This window comes from Ramlibacter aurantiacus (genome assembly GCF_016722895.1).
Classification (GTDB): Bacteria; Pseudomonadota; Gammaproteobacteria; order Burkholderiales; family Burkholderiaceae_C; genus Ramlibacter; species Ramlibacter aurantiacus.
In genome coordinates this window covers 315,615-337,939 of the sequence record NZ_JAEQNA010000004.1, presented here as the reverse complement: position 1 = coordinate 337,939, position 22,325 = coordinate 315,615, and the positions used below count along the sequence as shown (strand labels likewise).

At 70.9% G+C, this 22,325-nt stretch carries 18 protein-coding genes and 1 pseudogene; 11 read left to right on the top strand and 8 right to left on the bottom strand.

What is annotated here, in order from left to right; translation table 11 throughout:
* The first annotated feature begins 177 nt into the window (after positions 1-177).
* The 3 genes from uvrA (at position 178) to JI739_RS13490 (ending at position 5,836) form a co-directional block, all read left to right on the top strand.
* Entirely contained in the window at positions 178-3,087 is a 2,910-nt protein-coding gene (uvrA, locus tag JI739_RS13500; RefSeq protein ID WP_236589557.1) for an excinuclease ABC subunit UvrA, read from the top strand.
* Positions 3,088-3,111: 24 nt separating this feature from the next.
* Positions 3,112-4,140, top strand: a complete 1,029-nt coding sequence (locus tag JI739_RS13495) for a metal-dependent hydrolase (RefSeq protein ID WP_201684433.1) — start codon at positions 3,112-3,114, stop codon at positions 4,138-4,140.
* A gap of 337 nt (positions 4,141-4,477) precedes the next feature.
* Positions 4,478-5,836 (top strand): hypothetical protein, encoded by a 1,359-nt coding sequence (locus tag JI739_RS13490; protein WP_201684432.1) that lies wholly within the window; start codon positions 4,478-4,480, stop codon positions 5,834-5,836.
* Between the two features lie 10 nt (positions 5,837-5,846).
* Here JI739_RS13490 and pyrF read toward each other — a convergent pair whose 3' ends face one another.
* Positions 5,847-6,674 carry an orotidine-5'-phosphate decarboxylase gene (gene pyrF / locus JI739_RS13485; protein WP_201684431.1) on the bottom strand — a complete coding sequence of 276 codons (828 nt, stop codon included), beginning with the start codon at positions 6,672-6,674 and terminating at the stop codon, positions 5,847-5,849.
* Positions 6,675-6,786: 112 nt separating this feature from the next.
* On the opposite strand from pyrF, the gene JI739_RS13480 reads away from it, so the two are divergent.
* The 3 genes from JI739_RS13480 (at position 6,787) to JI739_RS13470 (ending at position 9,208) form a co-directional block, all read left to right on the top strand.
* Positions 6,787-7,470: a response regulator gene (locus JI739_RS13480; protein ID WP_201684430.1), complete on the top strand. Its 684-nt coding sequence runs from the start codon at positions 6,787-6,789 to the stop codon at positions 7,468-7,470.
* Positions 7,467-8,795, top strand: a complete 1,329-nt coding sequence (locus JI739_RS13475; RefSeq protein ID WP_201684429.1) for a sensor histidine kinase — start codon at positions 7,467-7,469, stop codon at positions 8,793-8,795. Before JI739_RS13480 ends, JI739_RS13475 begins: the two co-directional genes overlap by 4 nt.
* 89 nt (positions 8,796-8,884) lie before the next feature.
* Positions 8,885-9,208 carry a hypothetical protein gene (locus JI739_RS13470; RefSeq protein WP_201684428.1) on the top strand — a complete coding sequence of 108 codons (324 nt, stop codon included), beginning with the start codon at positions 8,885-8,887 and terminating at the stop codon, positions 9,206-9,208.
* 4 nt (positions 9,209-9,212) lie between these two features.
* Here the strand turns inward: JI739_RS13470 and JI739_RS13465 are convergent, their stop codons facing one another.
* Positions 9,213-11,780 (bottom strand): ATP-binding protein, encoded by a 2,568-nt coding sequence (locus JI739_RS13465; RefSeq protein WP_201684427.1) that lies wholly within the window; start codon positions 11,778-11,780, stop codon positions 9,213-9,215.
* A gap of 181 nt (positions 11,781-11,961) precedes the next feature.
* On the opposite strand from JI739_RS13465, the gene JI739_RS13460 reads away from it, so the two are divergent.
* On the top strand, positions 11,962-12,738 hold the full coding sequence (locus JI739_RS13460) for a pseudouridine synthase (protein ID WP_201684426.1): 777 nt from the start codon (positions 11,962-11,964) through the stop codon (positions 12,736-12,738).
* Complete coding sequence (locus tag JI739_RS13455) at positions 12,711-13,349, top strand: MBL fold metallo-hydrolase (protein WP_201684425.1); 639 nt, start codon at positions 12,711-12,713, stop codon at positions 13,347-13,349. Before JI739_RS13460 ends, JI739_RS13455 begins: the two co-directional genes overlap by 28 nt.
* Positions 13,350-13,367: 18 nt before the next feature.
* Here JI739_RS13455 and JI739_RS13450 read toward each other — a convergent pair whose 3' ends face one another.
* Positions 13,368-14,291, bottom strand: a complete 924-nt coding sequence (locus JI739_RS13450) for a M48 family metallopeptidase (protein ID WP_201684424.1) — start codon at positions 14,289-14,291, stop codon at positions 13,368-13,370.
* Positions 14,292-14,323: 32 nt separating this feature from the next.
* Between JI739_RS13450 and JI739_RS13445 the strand changes: the two genes are divergently transcribed.
* The 3 genes from JI739_RS13445 to JI739_RS13435 all read left to right on the top strand — a co-directional run bounded on the left by JI739_RS13445 (position 14,324) and on the right by JI739_RS13435 (position 17,814).
* Complete coding sequence (locus tag JI739_RS13445; RefSeq protein ID WP_435531610.1) at positions 14,324-15,676, top strand: AmpG family muropeptide MFS transporter; 1,353 nt, start codon at positions 14,324-14,326, stop codon at positions 15,674-15,676.
* Between the two features lie 100 nt (positions 15,677-15,776).
* Entirely contained in the window at positions 15,777-16,490 is a 714-nt protein-coding gene (locus JI739_RS13440) for a response regulator (RefSeq protein ID WP_435531607.1), read from the top strand.
* A gap of 19 nt (positions 16,491-16,509) precedes the next feature.
* On the top strand, positions 16,510-17,814 hold the full coding sequence (locus tag JI739_RS13435; RefSeq protein WP_236589555.1) for a sensor histidine kinase: 1,305 nt from the start codon (positions 16,510-16,512) through the stop codon (positions 17,812-17,814).
* Here JI739_RS13435 and waaF read toward each other — a convergent pair.
* The 5 genes and pseudogenes from waaF to radA all read right to left on the bottom strand — a co-directional run.
* A pseudogene (gene waaF, locus JI739_RS13430) lies at positions 17,753-18,610 on the bottom strand (lipopolysaccharide heptosyltransferase II); the annotation flags it as partial. The gene JI739_RS13435 and the pseudogene waaF overlap by 62 nt on opposite strands.
* Before the next feature lie 223 nt (positions 18,611-18,833).
* Complete coding sequence (locus JI739_RS13425; RefSeq protein ID WP_201684421.1) at positions 18,834-19,055, bottom strand: zinc-finger domain-containing protein; 222 nt, start codon at positions 19,053-19,055, stop codon at positions 18,834-18,836.
* A gap of 3 nt (positions 19,056-19,058) precedes the next feature.
* Positions 19,059-19,994 (bottom strand): branched-chain amino acid transaminase, encoded by a 936-nt coding sequence (locus tag JI739_RS13420; protein WP_201684420.1) that lies wholly within the window; start codon positions 19,992-19,994, stop codon positions 19,059-19,061.
* Positions 19,995-20,032: 38 nt separating this feature from the next.
* Entirely contained in the window at positions 20,033-20,476 is a 444-nt protein-coding gene (locus tag JI739_RS13415; protein WP_201684419.1) for a glycerate kinase, read from the bottom strand.
* A gap of 220 nt (positions 20,477-20,696) precedes the next feature.
* Entirely contained in the window at positions 20,697-22,076 is a 1,380-nt protein-coding gene (radA, locus tag JI739_RS13410) for a DNA repair protein RadA (protein ID WP_201684418.1), read from the bottom strand.
* Positions 22,077-22,325 lie beyond the last annotated feature (249 nt).

The window sequence follows — 22,325 nt, the reverse complement described above, 5'->3', positions numbered from 1 at the left end:
GCGGCTGGAAGAGGAAGAAGAAGGTCTCACGGGAACGGGAAAGGAAGGCGAGGTGCCGGGCGGCCGCGCCGGCCGGCGGACCGTGCATTGTCCGCCATGGCCAACCAGGGCCTGGCCAGCCGGCCGCCAGCGCGTCCCCAACTATGATGTTTGGTTTTTCTTTCCCGGCCTTCGCCCTTGAACACCCCCGCCGACGGCGCCTACCTGGGCCATGCCTTGCAGCAGCGCATCGCCATCCGCGGTGCGCGCACGCACAACCTCAAGAACCTCGACCTCGACATTCCGCGCAACCAGCTGGTGGTGATCACGGGGCTGTCGGGTTCGGGCAAGTCGTCGCTGGCGTTCGACACGCTCTACGCCGAAGGGCAGCGGCGCTACGTGGAGAGCCTGTCGGCCTACGCCCGGCAGTTCCTGCAGCTGATGGACAAGCCCGACGTCGACCTGATCGAAGGCCTGTCGCCGGCCATCGCCATCGAGCAGAAGGCCACCAGCCACAACCCCCGCTCCACCGTGGGCACGGTGACCGAGATCCACGACTACCTGCGCCTGCTGTTCGCCCGCGCCGGCACGCCCTACTGCCCGACCCACGACATCCCGCTGAGTTCGCAGACCGTGTCGCAGATGGTGGACACCGTGCTGGCCCTGCCGGCCGACACCCGGCTGATGATCCTGGCGCCCGTGGTGCGCGAGCGCAAGGGCGAGTTCGGCGAGCTGTTCGCGCAGATGCAGGCCCAGGGCTACGTGCGCTTCCGCGTCGGCGGCGAGGTGGTCGAGGTCGAGCAGCTGCCCGGCCTGAAGAAGACCGAGAAGCACGACATCGACGTGGTGATCGACCGCCTGCGGGTGCGGCCCGAGGTGCAGCAGCGGCTGGCCGAGAGTTTCGAGGCGGCCATGCGCCTGGCCGAGGGCCGCGCGGTGGCGCTGGAGATGGACACCGGGCGCGAGCACCTGTTCAACGCCCGTTTCGCCTGCCCGATCTGCCACTACGCCATCGCCGACCTGGAGCCCCGGCTGTTCTCCTTCAATTCGCCGGTGGGTGCCTGCCCGGGCTGCGACGGCCTGGGACAGGTGGACCACTTCGATCCGCAGCGCGTGGTGGCGTTTCCGTCCCTTTCGCTGGCCTCGGGCGCCATCAAGGGCTGGGACCGGCGCAATCCCCACTACTTCAGCCTCATCGAGAGCCTGGCCAGGCACTACGGTTTCGACGTGGAGACGCCCTTCGAGAGCCTGCCGCCGGCCGTGCAGCAGGCCCTCCTGCAAGGCTCGGGCGAGGAGGCCATCAAGTTCAGCTACTTGATGGAGTCGGGCACCAGCAGCGGCGGCCGCAAGGTGAGCAAGAAGCACCCCTTCGAGGGCGTGATCCCCAACCTGGCGCGGCGCTATCGCGAGACCGACTCGGTGGCGGTGCGCGAGGAGCTGGGCCGCATGCGCAGCCCCCAGCCCTGTCCCGAATGCCGCGGCACCCGGCTGCGCACCGAAGCCCGCCATGTGCGCGTGGGAAGCGGCGAGCAGGCCCGCGCGATCTACGAAATCAGCCACGCCACGCTCCGTGAGAGCCAGGCCTACTTCGAGCAGCTGCGCCTGCAGGGCGCCAAGGCCGAGATCGCAGACAAGGTGGTGCGCGAGATCGCGGCGCGTCTGAAGTTCCTGAATGACGTGGGCCTGAGCTACCTCAGCCTGGATCGCAGCGCCGAGACACTCTCGGGCGGCGAGGCGCAGCGCATCCGCCTGGCCAGCCAGATCGGCTCGGGGCTCACCGGCGTGATGTACGTGCTGGACGAGCCCAGCATCGGCCTGCACCAGCGCGACAACGACCGGCTGATCGCCACGCTCAAGCACCTGCGCGACATCGGCAACAGCGTGCTGGTGGTCGAGCACGACGAGGACATGATCCGCGCGGCCGACCAGGTGATCGACATGGGGCCCGGCGCCGGCCTGCATGGCGGCCAGGTGATGGCCCAGGGCACGCCGGCCGAGGTGCAGGCCGACGAGCGCTCGCTCACCGGCCGCTACTTGGCCGGCGTGCTCCAGATCGAGGTGCCCGCGCGCCGCAGGGCCTGGCTGCCGCAGCCGGAAGGCAAGCCCGGGCAGGTGCAGGCGCTGGCCATCCGCAAGGCCCGCGGCAACAACCTCAAAGGTGTGGACGTCGACGTCCCGGTCGGGCTCTTCACCTGCGTCACCGGCGTCTCGGGATCGGGCAAGTCCACGCTGGTCAACGACACGCTGTATGCGGCCGTGGCCCGCACCCTGTACCGCGCCCACGAAGACCCCGCGCCGCACGACGAGATCGAGGGTATCGAACACTTCGACAAGGTGATCAACGTCGACCAGTCGCCCATCGGCCGCACCCCGCGCAGCAACCCCGCCACCTACACCGGCGTGTTCACGCCGATCCGCGAGCTGATGGCCGACACCAACCTGGCCAAGGAACGCGGCTACGGCCCCGGTCGCTTCTCCTTCAACGTGCCGGGCGGGCGCTGCGAGGCCTGCGAGGGCGACGGCGTGGTCAAGGTGGAGATGCACTTCCTGCCCGACGTGTACGTGGCCTGCGACGTCTGCCGCGGCCAGCGCTACAACCGCGAGACGCTGGAGGTCCAATGGAAGGGCCGCAACATCGCCCAGATCCTGGACATGACGGTGGAAGACGCCCATGCCTTCCTCAAGCCCGTGCCGGCCATCGCGCGCAAGCTGCAGACGCTGCTGGACGTGGGCCTGTCGTACGTCAAGCTGGGGCAGGCGGCCACCACCCTGTCGGGCGGCGAGGCGCAGCGCGTGAAGCTGGCGCTGGAGCTGTCCAAGCGCGACACCGGGCGCACGCTGTACATCCTGGACGAGCCCACCACCGGGCTGCATTTCGGTGACATCGACCTGCTGCTCAAGGTGCTGCACCAGCTGCGCGATGCGGGCAACACCATCGTGGTGATCGAGCACAACCTCGATGTGATCAAGACCGCCGACTGGATCATCGACATGGGCCCCGAAGGCGGCTCGGGCGGGGGCCGGGTGGTGGCCGTGGGCACGCCTGAAGCGATCGCCGATCATCCCGACAGCCACACCGGGCGCTACCTCAGGCGCCTGCTGCCCTGACCACCTCTTCGAGGGTCGCCGCCCATGGATTCCGTCTCCCAGTTCGCCCTTGGTGCCGCGCTCGGCGTGGCGGTGATGGGCCGCCGCACGGCCGTGTGGAAGGCCGCGCTGTGGGGCGGGATGGCCGGGACCATTCCCGACCTCGACAGCTTCATCGACTACGGCGACGCGGTGCGCAACATGACCTTCCACCGGGGCCACAGCCATGGGCTGTTCTGGCTCACGCTGGGGGCGCCGGCGCTGGCGGCGCTTGCGAAATGGCTGCCACCCGATGCGGCCTCGTTCAAGCGCTGGTGGCTGGCGATGTGGCTGGCCCTGTTCACGCACCCGCTGCTCGACTGGTTCACGGTGTACGGCACGCAGCTGCTGCAGCCATTCTCCGAGCATCCGTTCGGCCTGGGCAGCATCTTCATCATCGATCCGCTCTTCACGGTGCCCCTGCTGGTGGGACTGGGGGTGGCACTGGCGCGCCGGTCTGGGCGGGGGCTGCGCTGGAACATCGCCGGACTGGCGTTGTCCACCGCCTACCTCGGCTGGAGCTTCGCGGCCCAGGACCATGTGCGGGGTGTCGCGCAGGAGAGCCTGGCCGCCAGCGCAGCGGCGCCGGCCCGCGTGCTGGTCACCCCCACGCCCTTCAACACCGTGCTGTGGCGCGTGGTGGCCATGGACCAGGACGGCCGCGGGTATCGCGAGGGCTTCTACTCGCTGCTCGATGCCGATCGCTCGATGCGGTGGCGCCGCTTCGAGCGTGACCCCGCGCTCGATCGCGAACTGGGCGGGCTGTGGGCGGTGCAGCGCATGGCGTGGTTCACGCACGGTTTCTGGCGCTTGCGCGAGGTCGATGGACAGGCCGTGCTCAGCGACCTGCGCATGGGGCAGGAGCCGTTCTACACCTTCTCCTTCCGCGTGGCGCAGCGCGGCTCGGGCTGGCAGGAGGTGCGGCCGGTGAACCTCGGTTCGCGCGGGGCCGATCCCAAGGCCTGGCTGGCCTGGACCTGGCAGCGGCTGTGGGGGCGCGACCTGCCGACGCCGGCGGAATCGACCGCGCCCTGAAACAGGGCGGGCGGCGTCACGTCCGGGGAACGAAGGCGGGGGGCCAGGCCACGCATCCCCTGGCTTCGCGACTGGCACCGCCACGGGGTGACCGCACGCTGGCCCAGCCGAGCCGTCACCTGCCTCACCTTCACCGCAGACCATGCCCCCCATCAGTCCGAGCGCCCGATACGCATCTTCTTTCGCGCCTGTATCCTCTTTCGCACCTGCGAGTCCCGAAACGCGCAGGCCCGACCGCCCTGCCGAGCGGACTCTTGTCGACCTGAACCCACACGGCAAGGACGGCGAGGTCCTCGGCTCCCCGGTCACGCAGCCGCAGCGCCGGGCCCGCTCCAGCGTGCCCTCGGCATGTGCGTCGATCGCGCCGCCAGCCGCATCGGGCGAACTGCTCGATCGCGCCACGCAGGCCCCCTCCCTGATCGAGCGCGTGGACAGCTTGCGCGCGATGCATGCCTGGATGGCCCCGGCAGAGATTCGTGCCGCCCTGGTGACGGTGTCCAACTGGCGGCGCACGCCTGTTTCCAGTGCGGCCGCCCGAATGAACGTGATGCGCGTAACCGACCCCCTGCTGGCGAGCCTGTACGGACAGCTGTCCGCTGAAGACCGCCAGGCCGCCTGGGTCAGGCTCACCGACGAGGCCAGCCTTCGCGGCTTCGGCCGCGCCGCACTCGCCACCGCCCTGTTCGACCGTGCGGGCCACCTCTTCGCACTCGGTCCATTGCTGCGGCACGATCAACGGGCAGGCGCCCGGGCGGCAGCCCGCGAGCCGCGCACCCTGCCCGCGCCTTCCGATGCGCACTGGGAAACCGTGCAGAAGCTTCGCGGCCTGACGATCAGGGCGCTGTCCCGACCGGACGAGCCAGGCGCGCAGGCCGACCTCGCGAAGCTTCTGCGGCCCGCCACGCTGCAGGATGCCCCGCCCAACGGTCAGTGGCTGCGCTACGAACTGCTTCGCGAGGCCTACGCCGGGCGACCGCCCGGCGTCTGGGCTGCCGTCCTGGCAGCTGCCACCAGCCTGACCGCGGCCGCGGCCACGGCCACCGCCACCACCACGGATGCCCAGCGGGCGATGCACTGGATCCACCTGAAGGCCCTCTATGCGCTGCGGTCCCGGGCTGAACGGCTGGCTGCCCTGGAGATGGTTCGCGATCCGCACACGCTGCCGCCTCCGGGCTCGCCCCGCTGGCGCATCGCCATCGACATGCGCTGCATGCAGTTGGGCGCCCTGATGTCCCTGGCCAGTCCGTCGGACCTCGCCGCCGCCACGCTTCGGGCCGAAGATCCCGGCTCCCTGCCGCAGTGCCGCGAGGGCGACGCCTGGGTGAAGTTCAAGGCACTGCGCCTGGCCGAGCTCAAGGCCTTGCAGGAAGCTGCAGCCCCGAGCCCGCAGGCCCGCCTGTTGTTGTTGGGGCAGCTGTGCGAAGCGCGTACGCTGCCGGCCCCGTCGGCACCCGGCTGGGCCGATGCGCTGGACATGCGCGGCCTGCAGCTCGACGCCTTCTGGTCCCAGGTCCCGCCGGAGCAGCTCATCACCTACTTCGACCGGGCCGTGCAATGCGGGGTCCAGGCTGTGAGCCAGGCTGGCGAGGAAGCCCTCAAGAAAAGATCGCTGGCCCAGGTGCAGGTGCGCTCGCTCGAGCCGCTGGTGCAGGCCAGGCTGAAAGCCCTGGCCCCGACGACCCGCGCCGCCAGATAGCCCTGCAGCTTCAGCCGCCGCGTGCCGACTGCAGCAGCTCCCGCGTGCGCAGCGCCTCGCTGCGCGCGGCGTCGGCGAAGTCGTCACCGGCCGAGGCGTAGAGGATGGCCCGCGAAGAAGCGACCACGATCGGCGCATCGGGGCGCCAGCCGGCCTTGACGGTGGCGGCGGCGTCACCGCCCTGCGCGCCCACGCCGGGGATCAGCAGTGGCACCTTCGCCGCCACCTGCCGCACCCGCTCGATCTCGGCCGGATAGGTGGCGCCGACCACCAGGCCGAGCTGTCCGTTGAGGTTCCAGGGGCCTTGCGCCAGCCGGGCGATGTGCTCGTACAGCAGCGGCTGGCCATCGACGCTGGCCAGCCGCTGGTTCTGCAGGTCGTCCCCCCCGGGGTTGGACGTGCGACACAGCAGGAAGGCCCCCTTGCCCTCGTAGCGCAGGTAGGGCTGCACCGAATCGAAGCCCATGAAGGGCGAGAGCGTCACCGCATCGGCCCCGTAGCGCTCGAAGGCCTCGCGCGCGTACTGTTCGGCCGTCGAGCCGATGTCGCCGCGCTTGGCGTCCAGGATCACCGGCACCTGCGGCGCCTGCCGGCGCATGTGGGCCATCAGCCGTTCCAGCTGGTCCTCGGCGCGATGGGCCGCGAAATAGGCGATCTGCGGCTTGAAGGCGATCACCAGGTCGGCGGTGGCGTCGACGATGCGGGCACAGAAGTCGTAGATGCGCCCGGCGTCGCCCTGGAGAGCGCCAGGAAACCGCGCGGGTTCAGGGTCCAGCCCGACGCAGAGCATGGAGCCGTTGCGCTGCTGGGCCTGCAGCAGCATCTCGATGAAGGTCATGGCGGGGCATTGTAAGAACGCGGGTCGGACCTTCTTCTCGCATGGGCGGCTGTGCTTGCAGCCGGGGGTGGGTGTGGGCATGCTGCATTGCGACACAGCTCCGGAGCCGGTCATGCGCGTGCTGCTGATCGAAGACGATCCCATGATCGGCCACGGCCTGTGGCGGGCGCTGGAGGCGCACGGCTTCTCGGTGGACACCCTGCGCGAGGGCCAGCTCGCGCAAGGTGCGCTGCGCGATGGCGACTACGCCTGCGTGCTGCTGGACCTCGGGTTGCCCGATGGCGACGGCCTGGGACTGCTGCGCCGGATGCGCGGACAGGGCGACGCCACGCCCGTGGTGGTGCTCACCGCGCGGGACGGCGTGGGCGACCGCATCCTCGGGCTCGATAGCGGCGCGGACGACTACCTGGTCAAGCCCTTCGATTTCGGCGAGTTGCTGGCGCGCATGCGGGCGGTGATCCGGCGCCGGGACGGCAGCGCGCACTCACTGATCGGGCATGAGGAACTGGCGCTGGACCTGACCACCCGCGAGGTGGTGCGGCAGGGCCGGCGCGAGCAGTTGTCGGCGCGCGAATTCGCCCTGCTGCATGCGCTGCTCGAGCGCCCCGGCGCCATCCTGTCGCGCGAGCAGCTGGAAAGCCGCATCTATGGCTGGGGCGAGGAGGTGAGCAGCAACGCCGTGGATGTCCTGATCCATGGCATGCGGCGCAAGCTGGGCGCCACGGCCATCCGCAACGTGCGCGGCCTGGGCTGGCGGGTCCCGATGCCGGGGACGGCACCGCCGGCACGCGAATGACGCCCGCGGCGCGAGGCGGCGGCCGCTCCATCCACTGGATCCTGCTGTCATCGCTGGTCCCGCTGTTCGTGCTGGTCGGGGCGGCGTCCGCGTGGATCGCCTACTCGAGCAGCAGCCGGATGGTGCACGAGTACATGGACGAGCAGATGCGCCAGCTGGCGACCTCGATCGCGAGCCAGCCCGACCCGACGCCGCCGATGCCGCCTTCACTGGCGCGCGCGCACGAACGCGGCAGCCTCGTGGCCGTGGTCATCGGCCCGGGCCGCCCGGCGTCGCCGGCGCTGCCGCCCCTGCCCGGCGAGCCCGGCTTCCACACGCTCCAGGACCGCGGGGTGCCCTGGCGCACCTATGTCACCCCCGCGCGCGAGGTCGACGGGCTGCAGGTCTCGGTGCTGCAAAGCGGCGCCTTCCGCAACTCCCTGGCGGCCGGCCACACGCGGGAGGTGGTGCTGCCGGTCCTCGTGCTGCTGGTGGCGGCGCTGCTGGCGCTGTGGGGAGTGGCGCGCCGCATCACCCGGCAAGTGCAGGAAGTGGCGGCGCAGGCGGCGCGTCGGGACGAAGAGCACCTGGGCGAGCTGCCGCTCGAACAAGTCCCCCGGGAGATCGTGCCGTTGGTGGCCGCCTTCAACCTGCTGCTGGGCCGCCTGCGGGACGCCTTCGCGATCCAGCCGCGCTTCGTGCAGGATGCGGCCCACGAGTTGCGCACGCCGATCGCCGCCATCGCCCTGCAGGTCGAGAACCTGCAGGGCGACATGCCGGCCGGCGCCTGTACCGAAAGCCTGCGCCACCTGCAAGCCGGCGTGCGGCGCGCGCAGCGGCTCGTCAACCAGCTGCTCAAGCTCACCCGGCGCGAGGCCGACCACCCGGTGCCGCTGACGACGGTGGACCTGCGCGACCAGGCCAGCGAGAGCATCAGCTCGCTGATCGCCCTGGCTGACCAGCGCCGCATCGACCTCGGCCTGGTCGCGCCCGCCGGCGCCCTGCCGTTGCCCCTCACCTGCAACAGCGACGACCTGCGCAGCGTGCTGGACAACCTGATCGAGAACGCCCTGTACTACACGCCGGAGGGCGGCGTGGTGGACGTGCGGCTGTTCACCCTGGACGGCCGGGCGGGTTTCGAGGTGGTCGATACCGGCCCGGGCATTCCGCCGGCCCTGCTGGAGCGGGTGTTCGACCGCTTCGTGCGACTGCCGGGCTATGGCGCCCACGGCAGCGGACTGGGCCTGTCCATCGCGCGCGGCGCCGCGCAGCGCTGCGGCTTGCGCATCGTGCTTGGCAACCGGTCCGACCGCACGGGGCTGGTGGCGCGCGTCGAGCCGCTTTGAGCGGCGCCACTCATTCTTCGCTAAGTCGGTGCTCACCGTCGCCTAAGCCTGCGCGCCTACGGTGTCGTACCGATCGAAGGAGCCACCCCATGACCCGCTTACTAGCCCTCACCCTCTCCGCCGCCGCCATCAGCCTGCCGGGCGCGGCTTCCGCAGACATGTTCTTCGGTGGCGACAAGGTGCAGCCGCCGGTGGAAAGCAGCCGCACCCGCAGCGAGGTTCGTACCGACGTCATGGGCGCTGGCGCCGATTACCGCAACCTGATCGTCGAGCGCTACCCGTTCCCGCTGGAGCGCCCCCGCGGCACCCTGCAGCGCAGCGACGTGCGCAATGAGACCCGCCCGGCCGTGCGCAGCGGAATCCTTCCGGAGGGCGAGGCGGACCCGTACCTGCCGAGCAGCAGCCATCAGTGAGCGCCTACAGGCTCGCCAGCGTGCGCTCGAGGATCTGGATGTCCGCCGGCTTGGCCAGGTGGACGTCGAAGCCCGCCGCGCTCGAGCGGCGCCGGGCTTGGTCGTTGGCGTAGCCGGACAGCGCAATGAGGCAGGTGTGGCGCAGCGCATCGGATGCGCGAAGCGCCTGCGCCACCCCGTAGCCGTCGATCTCGCCCGGCAGCCCGATGTCGGAGATGACGACGTCGGGCCTGAACTGGTGGGCGGCCACGACGCCCGATTCACCGTCGAAGGCGAGCTTCACCTCATGGCCGTTCATCTCCAGCAGTTCGCCCAGGGACCGGGCGGCGTCCTCGTTGTCCTCGATCACCAGCACCCGCAAGGCCTTCTGCCCGGGTAGCAGGCGGTCGACCGCCTGTGCGCAGTCCAGCTGCTGTGAATGGGCCAGCGGCAGGCGCAGCGTGAAGGTCGAGCCGTGCCCGACCCCGTCGCTGTCGACGGCCACGCCGCCGCCGTGCAACTCGACCAGGCCCTTGGTGAGCGCCAGGCCCAGGCCCAGGCCGCCCTTGGAGCGAGCCAGGTCCTGCCGCGCCTGGCTGAACGGATCGAACAGGCGCTGCATCAGCTCCGCATCCATGCCGACTCCGGTGTCGACCACGCGGACCATCGCCATGCGGCGGCCCGCATCGGCCTCGACGTGTACCTCGACCTGGCCACCGCGCTCGGTGAAGCGGCCGGCGTTGTTCAAGAGGTTGCCGATCATCTGCGCCAGCCGCACCGGGTCGCCATCGACCCAGATCGGCTGCGGCGCCGTCCGCACGTGCAGGCGCAGGCCGGCGGTCTCGAGGCTGGGCCGGTAATCGTCGGCCGTCTGCCGCGCCACCGCGGCCAGGTCGCAACGTTCCTTCTGCAGGGCGAGCTTGCCGCGGGCGATGCGGGAGACGTCGAGCAGGTCGTCGATCAATCGGGCCATATGGCCCACCTGCCGCTCGATCACCGCCCGCGCTCGGTCATGGCGGGGCTCGTCGCCACCCAGTCGGCGCAGGATCTCCACGGCGGTGCGCACCGGCGCCAGCGGATTGCGCAGCTCGTGCGCCAGCAGCGCGATGAACTCGTCCTTGCGCCGGTCGGCCTCGTGCAGCGCCTGCTGCGCATCGAGCTGCTCGGTGATGTCGGTGTTCGTTCCGAACCAGCTCACGATGCGGCCGGAGGGATCGCGCAGCGGAAAGGCCCGCGAGAGGAACCAGCGGTAACTGCCGTCGCGCCCCCGCAGCGGGAAGGTGTCCTCCCACGGGCTGCCGCTTTCCACGTGGCGCCGGAACTTCTCCAGCGCCCGGTCGCGATGGTCCGGATGGTGGTAGCGGCCCCAGCTGCCGGCTGCGGCTTCCCCGACACTCATGCCGGTGAACTCGAACCAGCGCCGGTTGAACCACTGGAAGGCGCCGTGGCGGTCGGTCATCCAGGCCAGCTGGGCGATGTTGTCGGCCAGGGCCTTGAACCGCATCTCGCTCTCGCGCAGGGTGGCCGAGCGCTCACGCAGCAGACGCGAGGCCGAAGACAAGGCCGTGGCCACGGCGTCGGCCTCGCGGATGTGCATATCGGGCACGTCGATCTCGTGGCCGGCACCCAACTCACCGGCGGCATCGCTCAGCGCCTGGAAGGATCGGCTGATGCCGCGCCCGATCAGCCGGGCCAGCATCAGGCCAGCGCCGAACAGCACCACGATGCCGGCGCCCAGCAGCGCCGAAGTGCGGGCCATGTCATCGATCAGGGCGGCACGCGGGATGCCGATGGCCACGCCCCAGCCGGTCTGCGGCGAACGGCTGAAGTACGAGAAGACCGGCACGCCATCCAGCGTGGTGAACTCGCCGCTGCCCTCGGCCCCCTGCTCCAGCTGCCGCGCCAGGCCGGCGGCGACCTTGCGGCCGACGAACTCGTCGGGCGCCTGGGCCCGCGCGACCAGCGTGCCTTGGCCATCGAACACCGCGGCGAACCAGTCCGGCGGCAGCCCTTGCGACTGCAGCATCTGCTGGAAGCGCTGCACCGGGACCTTGATGCTCAACACGTAGCGCAGTTCGCCGGCCACGTGCACGGGCACGTCGACGCTCATGCCGCTCAGCGGCAGCTCGGACCCCGGCTGCAGGTTGGAGATGGCGGGCTGGCCGGTGCCAAGCACCGCCTCCACGCGCGCCGGTTCGGGCGTGTCCGGCAGCGCGACATCCCGCGCCAAGGCGGTGTTCAGCAACTGCCGACCCTGGGCGTCGCGCAGCACGAGATGGCTGCCCAGGCCGACCTGGCTCAGCACCTCACGTCCCTGCTGGTGGAAGCGCGCCAGGTCGCCCGAGGGCAAGGCTGCCGAGGTCGCCAGCGACTGGGCCACCGCCTGCACCTTGAGCAGGTGGTTGTCGGTCGCCTGCGCCAAGGCGCGGGCCGTGAGCATGGTGCTCTTGTCCAGCTCGGCGCGGCTCTGCCGGTACTGATGCCCGAACAGCGCCAGCGCGCCCAGCACGCCAGGCAGCAGGCAGGCCAGCACCAGCCAGATCAGGTAAGTCCGCACGGTCCAGCGACCGGAACGGCTCGTCGTCAAACTCATCGGGTCCTTCTCGCTCCTCGCGAAGCGGCGGACTGTGGCAGCACCTGCCGGCAGAGGCAAATCGGACGGGCTTACCCCTATGGCTGAGCAAGGGAAAACCCCGGTCGACCACCCCGCTGCGGGACCCCACCGGGGCACAATTTGCCGCCCACAAACCTTGCCGGCACGACCTTCCCGACGCATGAGCTCGCTCCACCTGCCGCTGATCCACCTCGACGCCGAGCTGGTCGCGATTGACAAACCGCCCGGCCTGCTGGTGCATCCGAGCCAGCTGGATGCGCACGAGCAGGTCACGGCCGTCCAGCTGCTTCGGGCCCAGCTCGACGCCCCGGTCTGGCCCCTGCACCGGCTGGACAAGGCGACCAGCGGCGTGCTGCTGTTCGGCCGTTCGGTCGAGGTGGCGCGGACCTGGGGTCGGGCCTTCGAGGCGGGCCGCGTGCGCAAGCGCTATCTGGCGCTGGTGCGGGGCTGGCCGGCGGAGATCGGCTGTACGCAGCAGCCGCTGGCCCGCGACCCCGAGCGTCCCTCGGCGGGGCAGCCGCACCTGCCGGCATGCACCCGCTGGCGCCGGCTCGCCTGCTTCGAGTGGCCCTTCCAGGTGGACGCGCGGCATGCGTCCAGTCGCTATGCATTGGTCGAGGTCGAGCCGACGACTGGCCGACGGCACCAGATCCGCCGGCACTTCAAGCAGCTGGGGCATCCGCTGGTGGGCGACAGCACGCACGGCAAGGGCGCCCACAACCGCGCGGTCGCCCGCTGGCTCGGGCATTCCCGGCTGTGGCTGCATGCGCTGGCGCTCGAGTGGACCGACGGTCCGAGGCCGCTGCGCCTCGCGGCGCCTTGCGGTCCCGAATGGCAGGGCCTGCTGCCGGCCGGGGCCGCCACGCACAATCTCCCGCCCATGCCCGACCTTCCGACGGACTCCCCACGATGCTGCGATACCTCACCATCCCCGTGACCGCCTTTGCCCAGAACTGCTCCCTGGTCTGGGACGAAGACTCCCGGCAGGCCGCGGTGATCGATCCCGGCGGCGACCTCGACCGCCTGCTGGCCGAGGTGCAACGCCTGGGACTCTCGCTGGAGCAGATCTGGCTGACCCACGGCCACATCGACCATGCCGGCGGCGCCGGCGAACTGGCACGGCGACTGTCGCTGCCCATCATCGGCCCACATCCGGCCGACCGCTTCTGGCTCGACGGGCTGGCACAGCAAAGCATGATGTTCGGCTTCGCGCCGGCCGAGCCGGTGGCACCCACCCGGTGGCTGCACGACGGCGACACCGTGAGCGTGGGCGCCCACTCACTGAACGTGCGGCACTGTCCGGGGCACACGCCGGGGCACGTGGTGTTCCACTCACCCCAGATCGACCGGGCCTTCGTCGGCGACGTGCTCTTTGCCGGCAGCATCGGGCGCACCGACTTTCCGCAGGGCGATCACGACACGCTGATCGCCAGCATCACGCAGCGCTTGTGGCCCCTGGGCGACCAGACGGTGTTCATCCCCGGCCATGGTCCCGAAAGCAGCTTCGGCCGCGAGCGGCGCAGCAACCCCTACGTGCGGGGCACCTAGGAGCCTGGGCCCCCGGCCTCAGCGAATGATGGGGATGCCCGCGGAGGCGGGTGGGCGGCGGCCGGCGTCGCCCACCGCGGCCCCCCCCGAGCGCACGGCCTGCTCGTAGAGGCCGCGCACGCGCGGAATGTTCTGCCGCAGCCGCGCCATGCGCTCGGGCCCGCTCGGATGGGTGGACAGGAACGCCGGTCCCTGGCTGCCGCCCGAGGCCCGGCCCATCTTTTCCCACAGGCTGAGGGCAGCCTCCGGGTTGAAGCCCGCGCGGGCAGCGATTTCCAACCCGACCAGGTCGGCCTCGGTCTCGTCCTCGCGGCTGAAACGCAGCGACAGCAGCTGGGTGCCCACGTCGGCGGCCATGTTGCCCAGTTCCCCGAGCCCCAGGATCTGCGCCAGCACCGACAGGCCGATGCCGGTGCCCTGGGTCTTGGCGATGCGCTCGCGCGCGTGCTCGCGCAGCGCGTGCGCCATCTCGTGCGCCACCACCATGGCCAACTCGTCGTCGGTCAGCTGCAGCTTCCAGGGCAAGCCGGTGTAGACGGCCATCTTGCCGCCCGGCATCACGAACGCGTTGATCTGGTCGCTGCGGATCAGGTTGGCTTCCCAGCGCCAGCCGCGGGCCCGCTCGTTCCAGCTCACGGCATGCGGAATCAGCCGACGGGTGATCTGGCGCAGCCGCTCCAGCGTGGGTTCGCCGTCGGGCGCCAGCACGCCCTTGGCACGGGCCTGCTGGATCAACTGGGCGTACTCCTGCGCGGCCGCCTGCTCCAGCTCGGCCGCCGGCACCAGGTTGCGCAGCCGCGACGACTGGCCGACGTCGACCTGCCCCAGCGCGGGCGCCGCGACGGCGGCCCCGGCCATCAACAGGAAGGCGCGGCGCGGCTGCCACGCGCCGCCTCCGTGGAGAGTGGACGAGTTGGCCTTGGCGTAGCAGAGCTGGCACATGCGGCCCATGATAATGAGCCGTGTCCAAGCCCCTGTCAGACAACATCACCGCCCCCGCGCGAACCGGGCGATTCGACGAGTGGGTCAGCGCCCTGCGCGTGTACCTGGAACCGGCCACCTGGCGCATGCTGTTCCTCGGCTTCTCGGCCGGCCTGCCGCTGCTGCTGGTGCTGGGCACGCTCAGCTTCCGCCTGCGCGAGGCGGGCATCGATCGCACCACCATCGGGTATCTGTCGTGGGTGGGCCTGGCCTACGGCTTCAAATGGGCCTGGGCGCCGCTGGTGGACCGGCTGCCGCTGCCGGGCCTGACGCGCTGGCTGGGACGCCGGCGCAGCTGGCTGCTGTTGTCGCAGGCGGCGGTGGCCGCCGGCCTGGTCGGCATGGCGCTGGTCGACCCGCGCACCCAACTGCAGGCGGTGGTGGGCTTCGCGCTGCTGGTGGCCTTCGCCTCGGCCACGCAGGACATCGCCCTGGACGCGTTCCGCATCGAATCGGCCGACACCGAACGCCAGGCGGCGCTGGCGGCGGCCTACCAGACCGGCTACCGGCTGGCCATGATCTGGTCCGGCGCCGGCGTGCTGTGGCTCGCCGCCAGGGCCGAGCTGCCCGCCGCGGCGGTGGGCGCCGCCGGGCACCAGCAGGCGGCCTGGCAGCTGGCGTACCTGGTGATGGCCGCGTCCATGGCCGTGGGCCTGCTCACGGTGCTGCTCTCGCCCGAGCCGCTGCGCCGCGCGCTGCCGCCGCCGCGCAACCTGGCCGGCTGGATGCGCGAGGCCGTGGTCGAGCCCTTCGCCGATTTCATCCGCCGCTACCGCTGGCAGGCCGCCCTCATCCTGGCGCTGATTGCCGTGTACCGCATCAGCGACGTGGTGATGGGCATCATGGCCAACCCGTTCTACGTCGACATGGGCTATTCCAAGGACGAGGTCGCCGCGGTGTCCAAGGCTTATGGCGTGGCCATGACCCTGCTGGGCGCTTTCGTCGGCGGCGTGCTGGCGCTGCGCCTGGGGGTCATGCGGGTGCTGATGCTGGGCGCGGTGCTCAGCGCCGGCAGCAACCTGTTGTTCGCCTGGCTGGCCGGGCACGGCCACGACCTGCGCGCGCTGGTGCTGGTGATCTCGGCCGACAACCTGGCCTCGGGCATCGCCTCGGCGGCCTTCATCGCCTATCTCTCGGGACTGACCAACGTGAGCTACTCGGCCACGCAGTACGCGCTTTTCAGCTCGATCATGCTGCTGCTGCCCAAGTGGCTGGCCGGCTTCTCGGGCCAGTTCGTCGACCACTTCGGCTACGGCAGCTTCTTCATCACCACCGCCTGCCTCGGGCTGCCGGTGCTGGTGCTGGTGGCGCTGGCGGCGCGGGTGCGGCCGGCCGCGCCATCCTGAGGCGCAGCACGCCGGGTTTACCTTTCTTTACGGTGGCGACAAGCGCGCGTGCCTGCCGGCCCGCAGCATCGGCGCGATACCCGTCGCTACCATGCCCGACATGCCGAACCTGCTGATGATCGAAGACGACGCCCGCCTGGCCCAGATGGTGGGCGAGTACCTGCAGAAGTCGGGCTTCGGCATCACGCATGCGGCCGACGGCCGGGCCGGGCTGGCACTGCTCGACCCACCCCCGGCCACCGGCCTGCCGGACCTGGTGATCCTCGACCTGATGCTGCCGGACATGGACGGCCTGGAAGTGTGCCGGCGCCTGCGCGCCCTGCCCCACGAGGCGAGCCGGGTTCCCGTGCTGATGCTCACCGCCAAGGGCGACCCGCTGGACCGCGTGATCGGGCTGGAGCTGGGTGCCGACGATTACCTGCCCAAGCCCTTCGAGCCGCGCGAGCTGCTGGCCCGCATCCGCGCCGTGCTGCGCCGACGCGGCGAGAGCGCACCGGCGGCGAACCGCGTGATGCGCTTCGGCTCGCTGGAGATCGACCGCGACGCTCGCACCGTCGCCCTCGCCGGCAGGCCCTGCGAGCTCACCTCCTACCAGTTCGACCTGCTTGCAGCCCTGGCCGAGCGGGCCGGCCGCGTGCTCACCCGCGACCAGATCATGGAAGCGGTGCGCGGGCGTGAGCTGGAGGCCTTCGACCGGTCCATCGACGTGCACATGGGGCGCATCCGGGCGGCCATCGAGGACGACGCCAAGAACCCGCGCCGCATCCTCACCGTGCGCGGCGTGGGCTATGTCTTCGCCAAGCAGCAAGACTAGAAAAACCACCGAGGACGTGATGCCCATCACGCGGTTTCCGCTCTACCTGCGCATCTGGCTCGCCGTGGTGGCGGCCGTGGCCCTGATCAGCGGGGTGGTGGGCTGGTGGTGGCAGGCCGCGCGCGACGAGCGGCCGGCGCGGGAGATGATCATCCGCAGCGAGTCGGGCGAGGTGCTGGGACAGTCGCGCGGGCGGCCGTTGTTCGTTCCAGGCGAGGGGCTGGAATTCCGGGTGCCGCTGGACGACGGCAGCACCGTGTACGTGCAGCTGCCGGTGCGGCCGCGCCCTCCCGGAGGCGGGCCGCCGCCGCGGCCCTGGTTCCGCGGCACCACCGGCTTTTTCTGGATGCTGGCCTTCACCGCCCTGGCCGTGGCCATCGGCAGCTACCCGGTGGTGCGACGCCTGACCAGGCGGCTGGAGGCCCTGCACAGCGGGGTGGAGCGCTGGGGCGCCGGCGACCTGAGCGCACGGGTGGACGAATCCGGCTCCGACGAGGCCGCCCACCTCGCGCGCCGCTTCAACCACGCGGCCGCGCGCGTCGAGCAGCTGGTGCAAAGCCAGAAATCCCTGCTGGCCAACGCGTCGCACGAATTGCGCTCGCCCCTGGCGCGTATCCGCATGGGGCTGGAGCTGATGAACGGCGGCGGTGACCCGCGGGCCGCGCGGTCGGAGATCGCCCGTGACATCGCCGAGCTGGACCAGCTGATCGACGAGATCCTGCTGGCCAGCCGGCTGGACGCGCGCGACCTGGACCTGGGGCCGACCGAGCCGGTGGACCTCACCGGCCTGGCGGCGGAAGAATCCGCCCGCACCGGGGCCGAGCTGCTGGCGGCGGCCGAAGAGCGGCCAGTGCTGGTGCAAGGGATTCCCCGCCTGCTGCGGCGACTGGTGCGCAACCTGCTGGAGAACGCGCGCCGCTACAGCGACGGCCCGGTCACCGTCGAGGTCGGGCAAGAAGGCGGCGATGCCGTGCTGCGGGTTCGCGACCAGGGCCCCGGCGTGCCGCCCGCGCTGCGGGAACGCATCTTCGAGCCGTTCTACCGGCTGCCCGGCGCCAGCGAACGGGCCGGCGGGGTGGGCCTGGGGCTGGCGCTGGTCAGGTCGATCGCGCAGCGGCACGGCGGCAGCGTGCGCTGCGACGGCCAGCCCGGCGGCGGTGCGTGCTTCAGCGTGCGACTGCCGGCGTTGGCGAGCTCGCAGCCAGGGCCGCCAGCGCCCGCTGCGAATCCAGGTCGACCAGGCAGCGGTGGTGACCCAGCGGGCACTCGCGCTCGAAGCACGGCGCGCAATCGAGCGGCGGCTGGTAACCCGGGTCCTGCTTGAGCCAAAGCACCCGTGCCCGCTCGTTCAGCGGTGGCGTGTGCAGCGGGCTGGTGGACCCGAACAAGGCCACCTGCGGCACGCCGAAGGCGGCGGCCACGTGCATCAGGCCCGAGTCGTTGCTGACCATGGCCCGGGCGGCGGCGATCAGGGCGAAGGCCTCGGCCAGTGCGGTGCGCCCGGCCAGGTTGCGGCAGCGCCCTGCGGCGGCCTGCGCGATTTCCTCGCACAAGGCCGACTCCTTGCCCGAGCCGAGCAGCAGCACCGGCGCGTCCAGCGCCGCTGCGAGCTGCGCGTAGTGCGCGGCCGGCCAGCGCTTGGAGCCGCCGAACTCGGCGCCCGGCGCGAAGGTGTAGAAGCCCTGTGCCGGCAGGCCGTGCGCGTTCAGCACCCGCTCCAGCTCGGCAGCCGGCAGGCTCAGCTGCGGCCGGTCGGCCGCCACATCGGCCTCGCCGCTGAGCGCCGAGTAGAAGGCCACCATGGGCGGCTTGCTGGCCGGGTTCTTCAAGCGGTGCGTCAGCAGGCCCACCCGCGCCTCGCCCAGGTAGCCCACGCGGCGGGGAATGCCCGCCAGCAGCGGCAGCAGCGCGCTCTTGAACGAGTTGGGCAGCACGTAGGCCGTGTCGAAGCGCCCGTGCAGCTCGCGCCCCAGCCGCCGCCGCGCCGCCCACTGCAGGCCGCCGTGCTGGAACGGAAACTCGATCACCTCGGACACCTGCGGCATGGCGCGGTAGACCGGTGCCACCCAGGGGAGCGCGCCCACCGTGAGGCGCTCGCCGCGCGCGGCCAGGCGGCGCATGAGGGGTTCGGTCATCACCGCGTCCCCGATCCACTGGGGAGACACGACGAGCGTCCCCCCCGGAGTGGCCTTGCGGCCAGGCCCCGTGAATCCCCCCGAGGGGGGCGCCACCGATGGCCCGGCGAAGCCGGTTCCATGGTGGCCGCTGGAAGCGGGCGCGCGGGCTGCGTCCGCGGTGGACGGAGATGCCTTCATCCGACTGGCCTTCTCCGGCCCATCCCGGTCAATGGCCTGCCGCGTGTTCGCCAGGCTTGAGGGCGTACACGGTGCCGCAGTACGGGCACTTGGCCTCGCCGCTGCTCGCCAGGTCGAGGTACACGCGCGGGTGGGTGTTCCACAGCTTCATGTGGGCCTTGGGGCTGGGGCAGAAGACGCCGCCGTTGCCGTTGAGGTCGGTGGCCAGCAGCTCGATGACCGTTTCCTTGCGTGGGACGGTGGTGCTCATCGCCTAAACCTTGGTCAACCAGTGGGCGTACTTGGGGTTGCGGCCGTTGACGATATCGAAGAAGGCCGACTGCAGCTTCTCGGTGATGGGGCCGCGCGAGCCGGCGCCGATCTGCACGCGGTCGAGCTCGCGAATGGGCGTGACCTCGGCGGCGGTGCCGGTGAAGAAGGCCTCGTCGGCGATGTAGATCTCGTCGCGCGTGATGCGCTTCTGCACGATCTCGAAGCCCAGGTCGGCGGCGATGTGGAAGACGGTGTTGCGGGTGATGCCGTTGAGCGCGCCGGCCGACAGGTCGGGCGTGTAGATGCGGCCGTCCTTGATCACGAAGATGTTCTCGCCCGCGCCTTCGCTCACGAAGCCCGACGAATCGAGCAGCAGGGCTTCGTCGTAGCCGTCGTCCACGGCTTCCATGTTGGCCAGGATGGAATTGGAGTAGTTGGACACCGCCTTGGCCTGCGTCATCGTGATGTTCACGTGGTGGCGGGTGTAGCTGGAGGTCTTGACGCGGATGCCGCGCTTGATGCCCTCTTCGCCCAGGTACGCGCCCCAGGCCCAGGCCGCGACCATCAGGTGCACCCGGTTGCCCTTGGGGCTCACGCCCAGCTTTTCCGAGCCGTACCAGGTGAGCGGGCGCAGGTAGCAGCTTTCGAGCTTGTTGGCCCGCACCACCGCACGCTGCGCCTCGTTGACCTCCTCCTTGGTGAAGGGGATGGTCATGCGCAGGATCTTGGCGCTGTTGAACAGGCGGTCGGTGTGTTCCTTCAGGCGGAAGATCGCGGTGCCCTGCTCCGTGTTGTAGGCCCGCACGCCCTCGAAGGCGCCGCAGCCGTAATGGAGGGTGTGGCTCAGCACATGGATCTTGGCGTCGCGCCAGTCGACCATCTCACCGTCCATCCAGATCTTGCCGTCACGGTCGGCCATGCTGGGAACAACGCTCATGCTTCGTCCTTGGGGATCGTTGGGAAAAGTGTTCGATTTTAGGGGGCGGCCGGGGTGTCGCCCGCCGGCGCCGGTGCCGGCTCGGCCTCGACGGGCGGCCGGTAGAGGGACCACTTCACCAGCCGGCCATCGAGAAATTCGCAGGTGACGCTCGAGCCGCCGGGGTCGGTCCAGCGATAGACCTCGGGCTGCTGGTCCTTGGGCGAAAGCAGTTCGCCCAGGGACCGGGTCATGGCCATCACGTGCATCAGCGTGACCTTGGGCTTGAGCTTGACGTTGAGCATCACCGCGCTGGCCACATAGCCGATGGGCCGCTCGGCCGCCTGCTTGAGCACGTGCATGAGTCGGGTGAAATGCAGCAGCAGCCACATCAGCAGCGCACCACTGGCGACGGCGAAGCCGGGCCAGCCGTAACGGTCCCAGGCGAAATAAATGACGGCGATCCCCGCCAGGGGGATCAGGAATCGTTGGAAGCGGTTCATGGCCGGAATTGTCTCGCGCCCTCCGCCGGCCCCGACTGCGGATGCTGCGTAGCCGGCCTACGCACGGTCTCGCAAGCGGCAGGAACTCGACGTCCGCCTGGAGAAGAGAAGGCCAGGCCGCCGCGCAGCGGCAGGCCCTTCCAGCAGCTACCGCGGAACCGGCTTTGCCGGGCCGCTGGTTGCGCCCCCCGGGAGGAGGCGCCGCAGGCGCTTCGGGGGGTCAAGTGATCCCCCGCACGACCTCCATCGCCTCCTCGATCCGCTCGACCGGGTGGATCGTCAGCCCCTCCAGTTCGCGGCTGCCCTTGCGCGGCGCGTTGGCCTTGGGCACCACGGCCACCGAGAACCCCAGCTTGGCCGCCTCGCGCAGCCGCTCCTGGCCGCGCGGCGCCGGCCGCACCTCGCCCGCAAGCCCCACCTCGCCGAAGGCGATGAAGCCGCGCGGCAGGGCCCGGCCGCGCAGCGAGGAGGTGATGGCCAGCATGGCCGCCAGGTCGGCCGCCGGTTCACTGATGCGCACGCCGCCCACCGCGTTGACGAACACGTCCTGGTCCATGCAGGCCACGCCGGCATGCCGGTGCAGCACCGCCAGCAGCATGGCCAGCCGGTCACGCTCCAGGCCCACCGACAGCCGGCGCGGGCTGGGGCCGCCGCTGTCGACCAGCGCCTGGATCTCCACCAGCAGCGGGCGCGTGCCCTCCAGCGTCACCAGCACGCAGCTGCCGGGCACCGGTTCGCTGTGCTGCGACAGGAAGATGGCGCTGGGATTGGCCACGCCCTTGAGGCCTCGTTCGGTCATGGCGAACACGCCGATCTCGTTGACGGCGCCGAAGCGGTTCTTGATGGCGCGCACCAGGCGAAAGCTCGAATGCGTGTCGCCCTCGAAGTACAGCACCGTGTCCACGATGTGCTCCAGCACGCGCGGGCCGGCCAGCGCGCCTTCCTTGGTCACGTGGCCCACCAGGACCACGGTGGTGCCGCCGGCCTTGGCCGCGCGGGTGAGGTGGGCGGCGCATTCGCGCACCTGGGCCACGCTGCCCGGCGCGGAGCTGAGCTGGTCGGAGTAGACGGTCTGGATCGAGTCGATCACCGCCACCGCCGGCTGCGCCGAAGCGAGCGTGGCCAAGATCTTCTCCAGCTGGATCTCGGCCAGCACCTTCACTTGCGAGCGGTCCAGCCCCAGGCGGCGCGAGCGCAGCGCCACCTGGGCGCCGGACTCTTCGCCGGTGATGTAGAGCGTGCTCACGCCGGAGCGCTGCAGGCCGTCCAGCGCCTGCAACAGCAGGGTGGACTTGCCGATGCCCGGATCGCCCCCGATCAGCACCACCCCGCCTTCGACCATGCCGCCGCCCAGCACCCGGTCGAGCTCGTCGATGCCGGTGGGCGTGCGCGCGACCTCGGCCGCCTCGATGTCGGCCAGCACCGCCAGCTCGGCGCTCTTGGCCAAGGGCGCGAAGCGGTTGCGCACGGGCGCGGCGGGCGCCTCGGCGATGCCCTCGACCAGGGTGTTCCAGGCCTCGCAGTGCGGGCATTTGCCCAGCCAGCGCGGGCTGGTGCCCCCGCACTCGGAGCAGGTGTAGACGGTTTTTTCCTTGGCCATCGGGCGATTGTCGGCGGCGCGCGCTGGCGCTTGCCCGCACTGGTCAGGCCAAGCCGCCATCGAAGGCCATCTGCACCTGGCAAGGTACTGCCCACCAAGCTGAGACTGCGGATCCCCTGGTAAACGCTGACCGTGTCAGCTTCGGCAGGGGTTCGATCTCGAAAGCCAACTACAACCTGCCCCGGCAGGAGACCGCCCCCACCAACCAAGCCAACCTAGGCCTCGGAAACCCTGTCATCCGGAACGCGA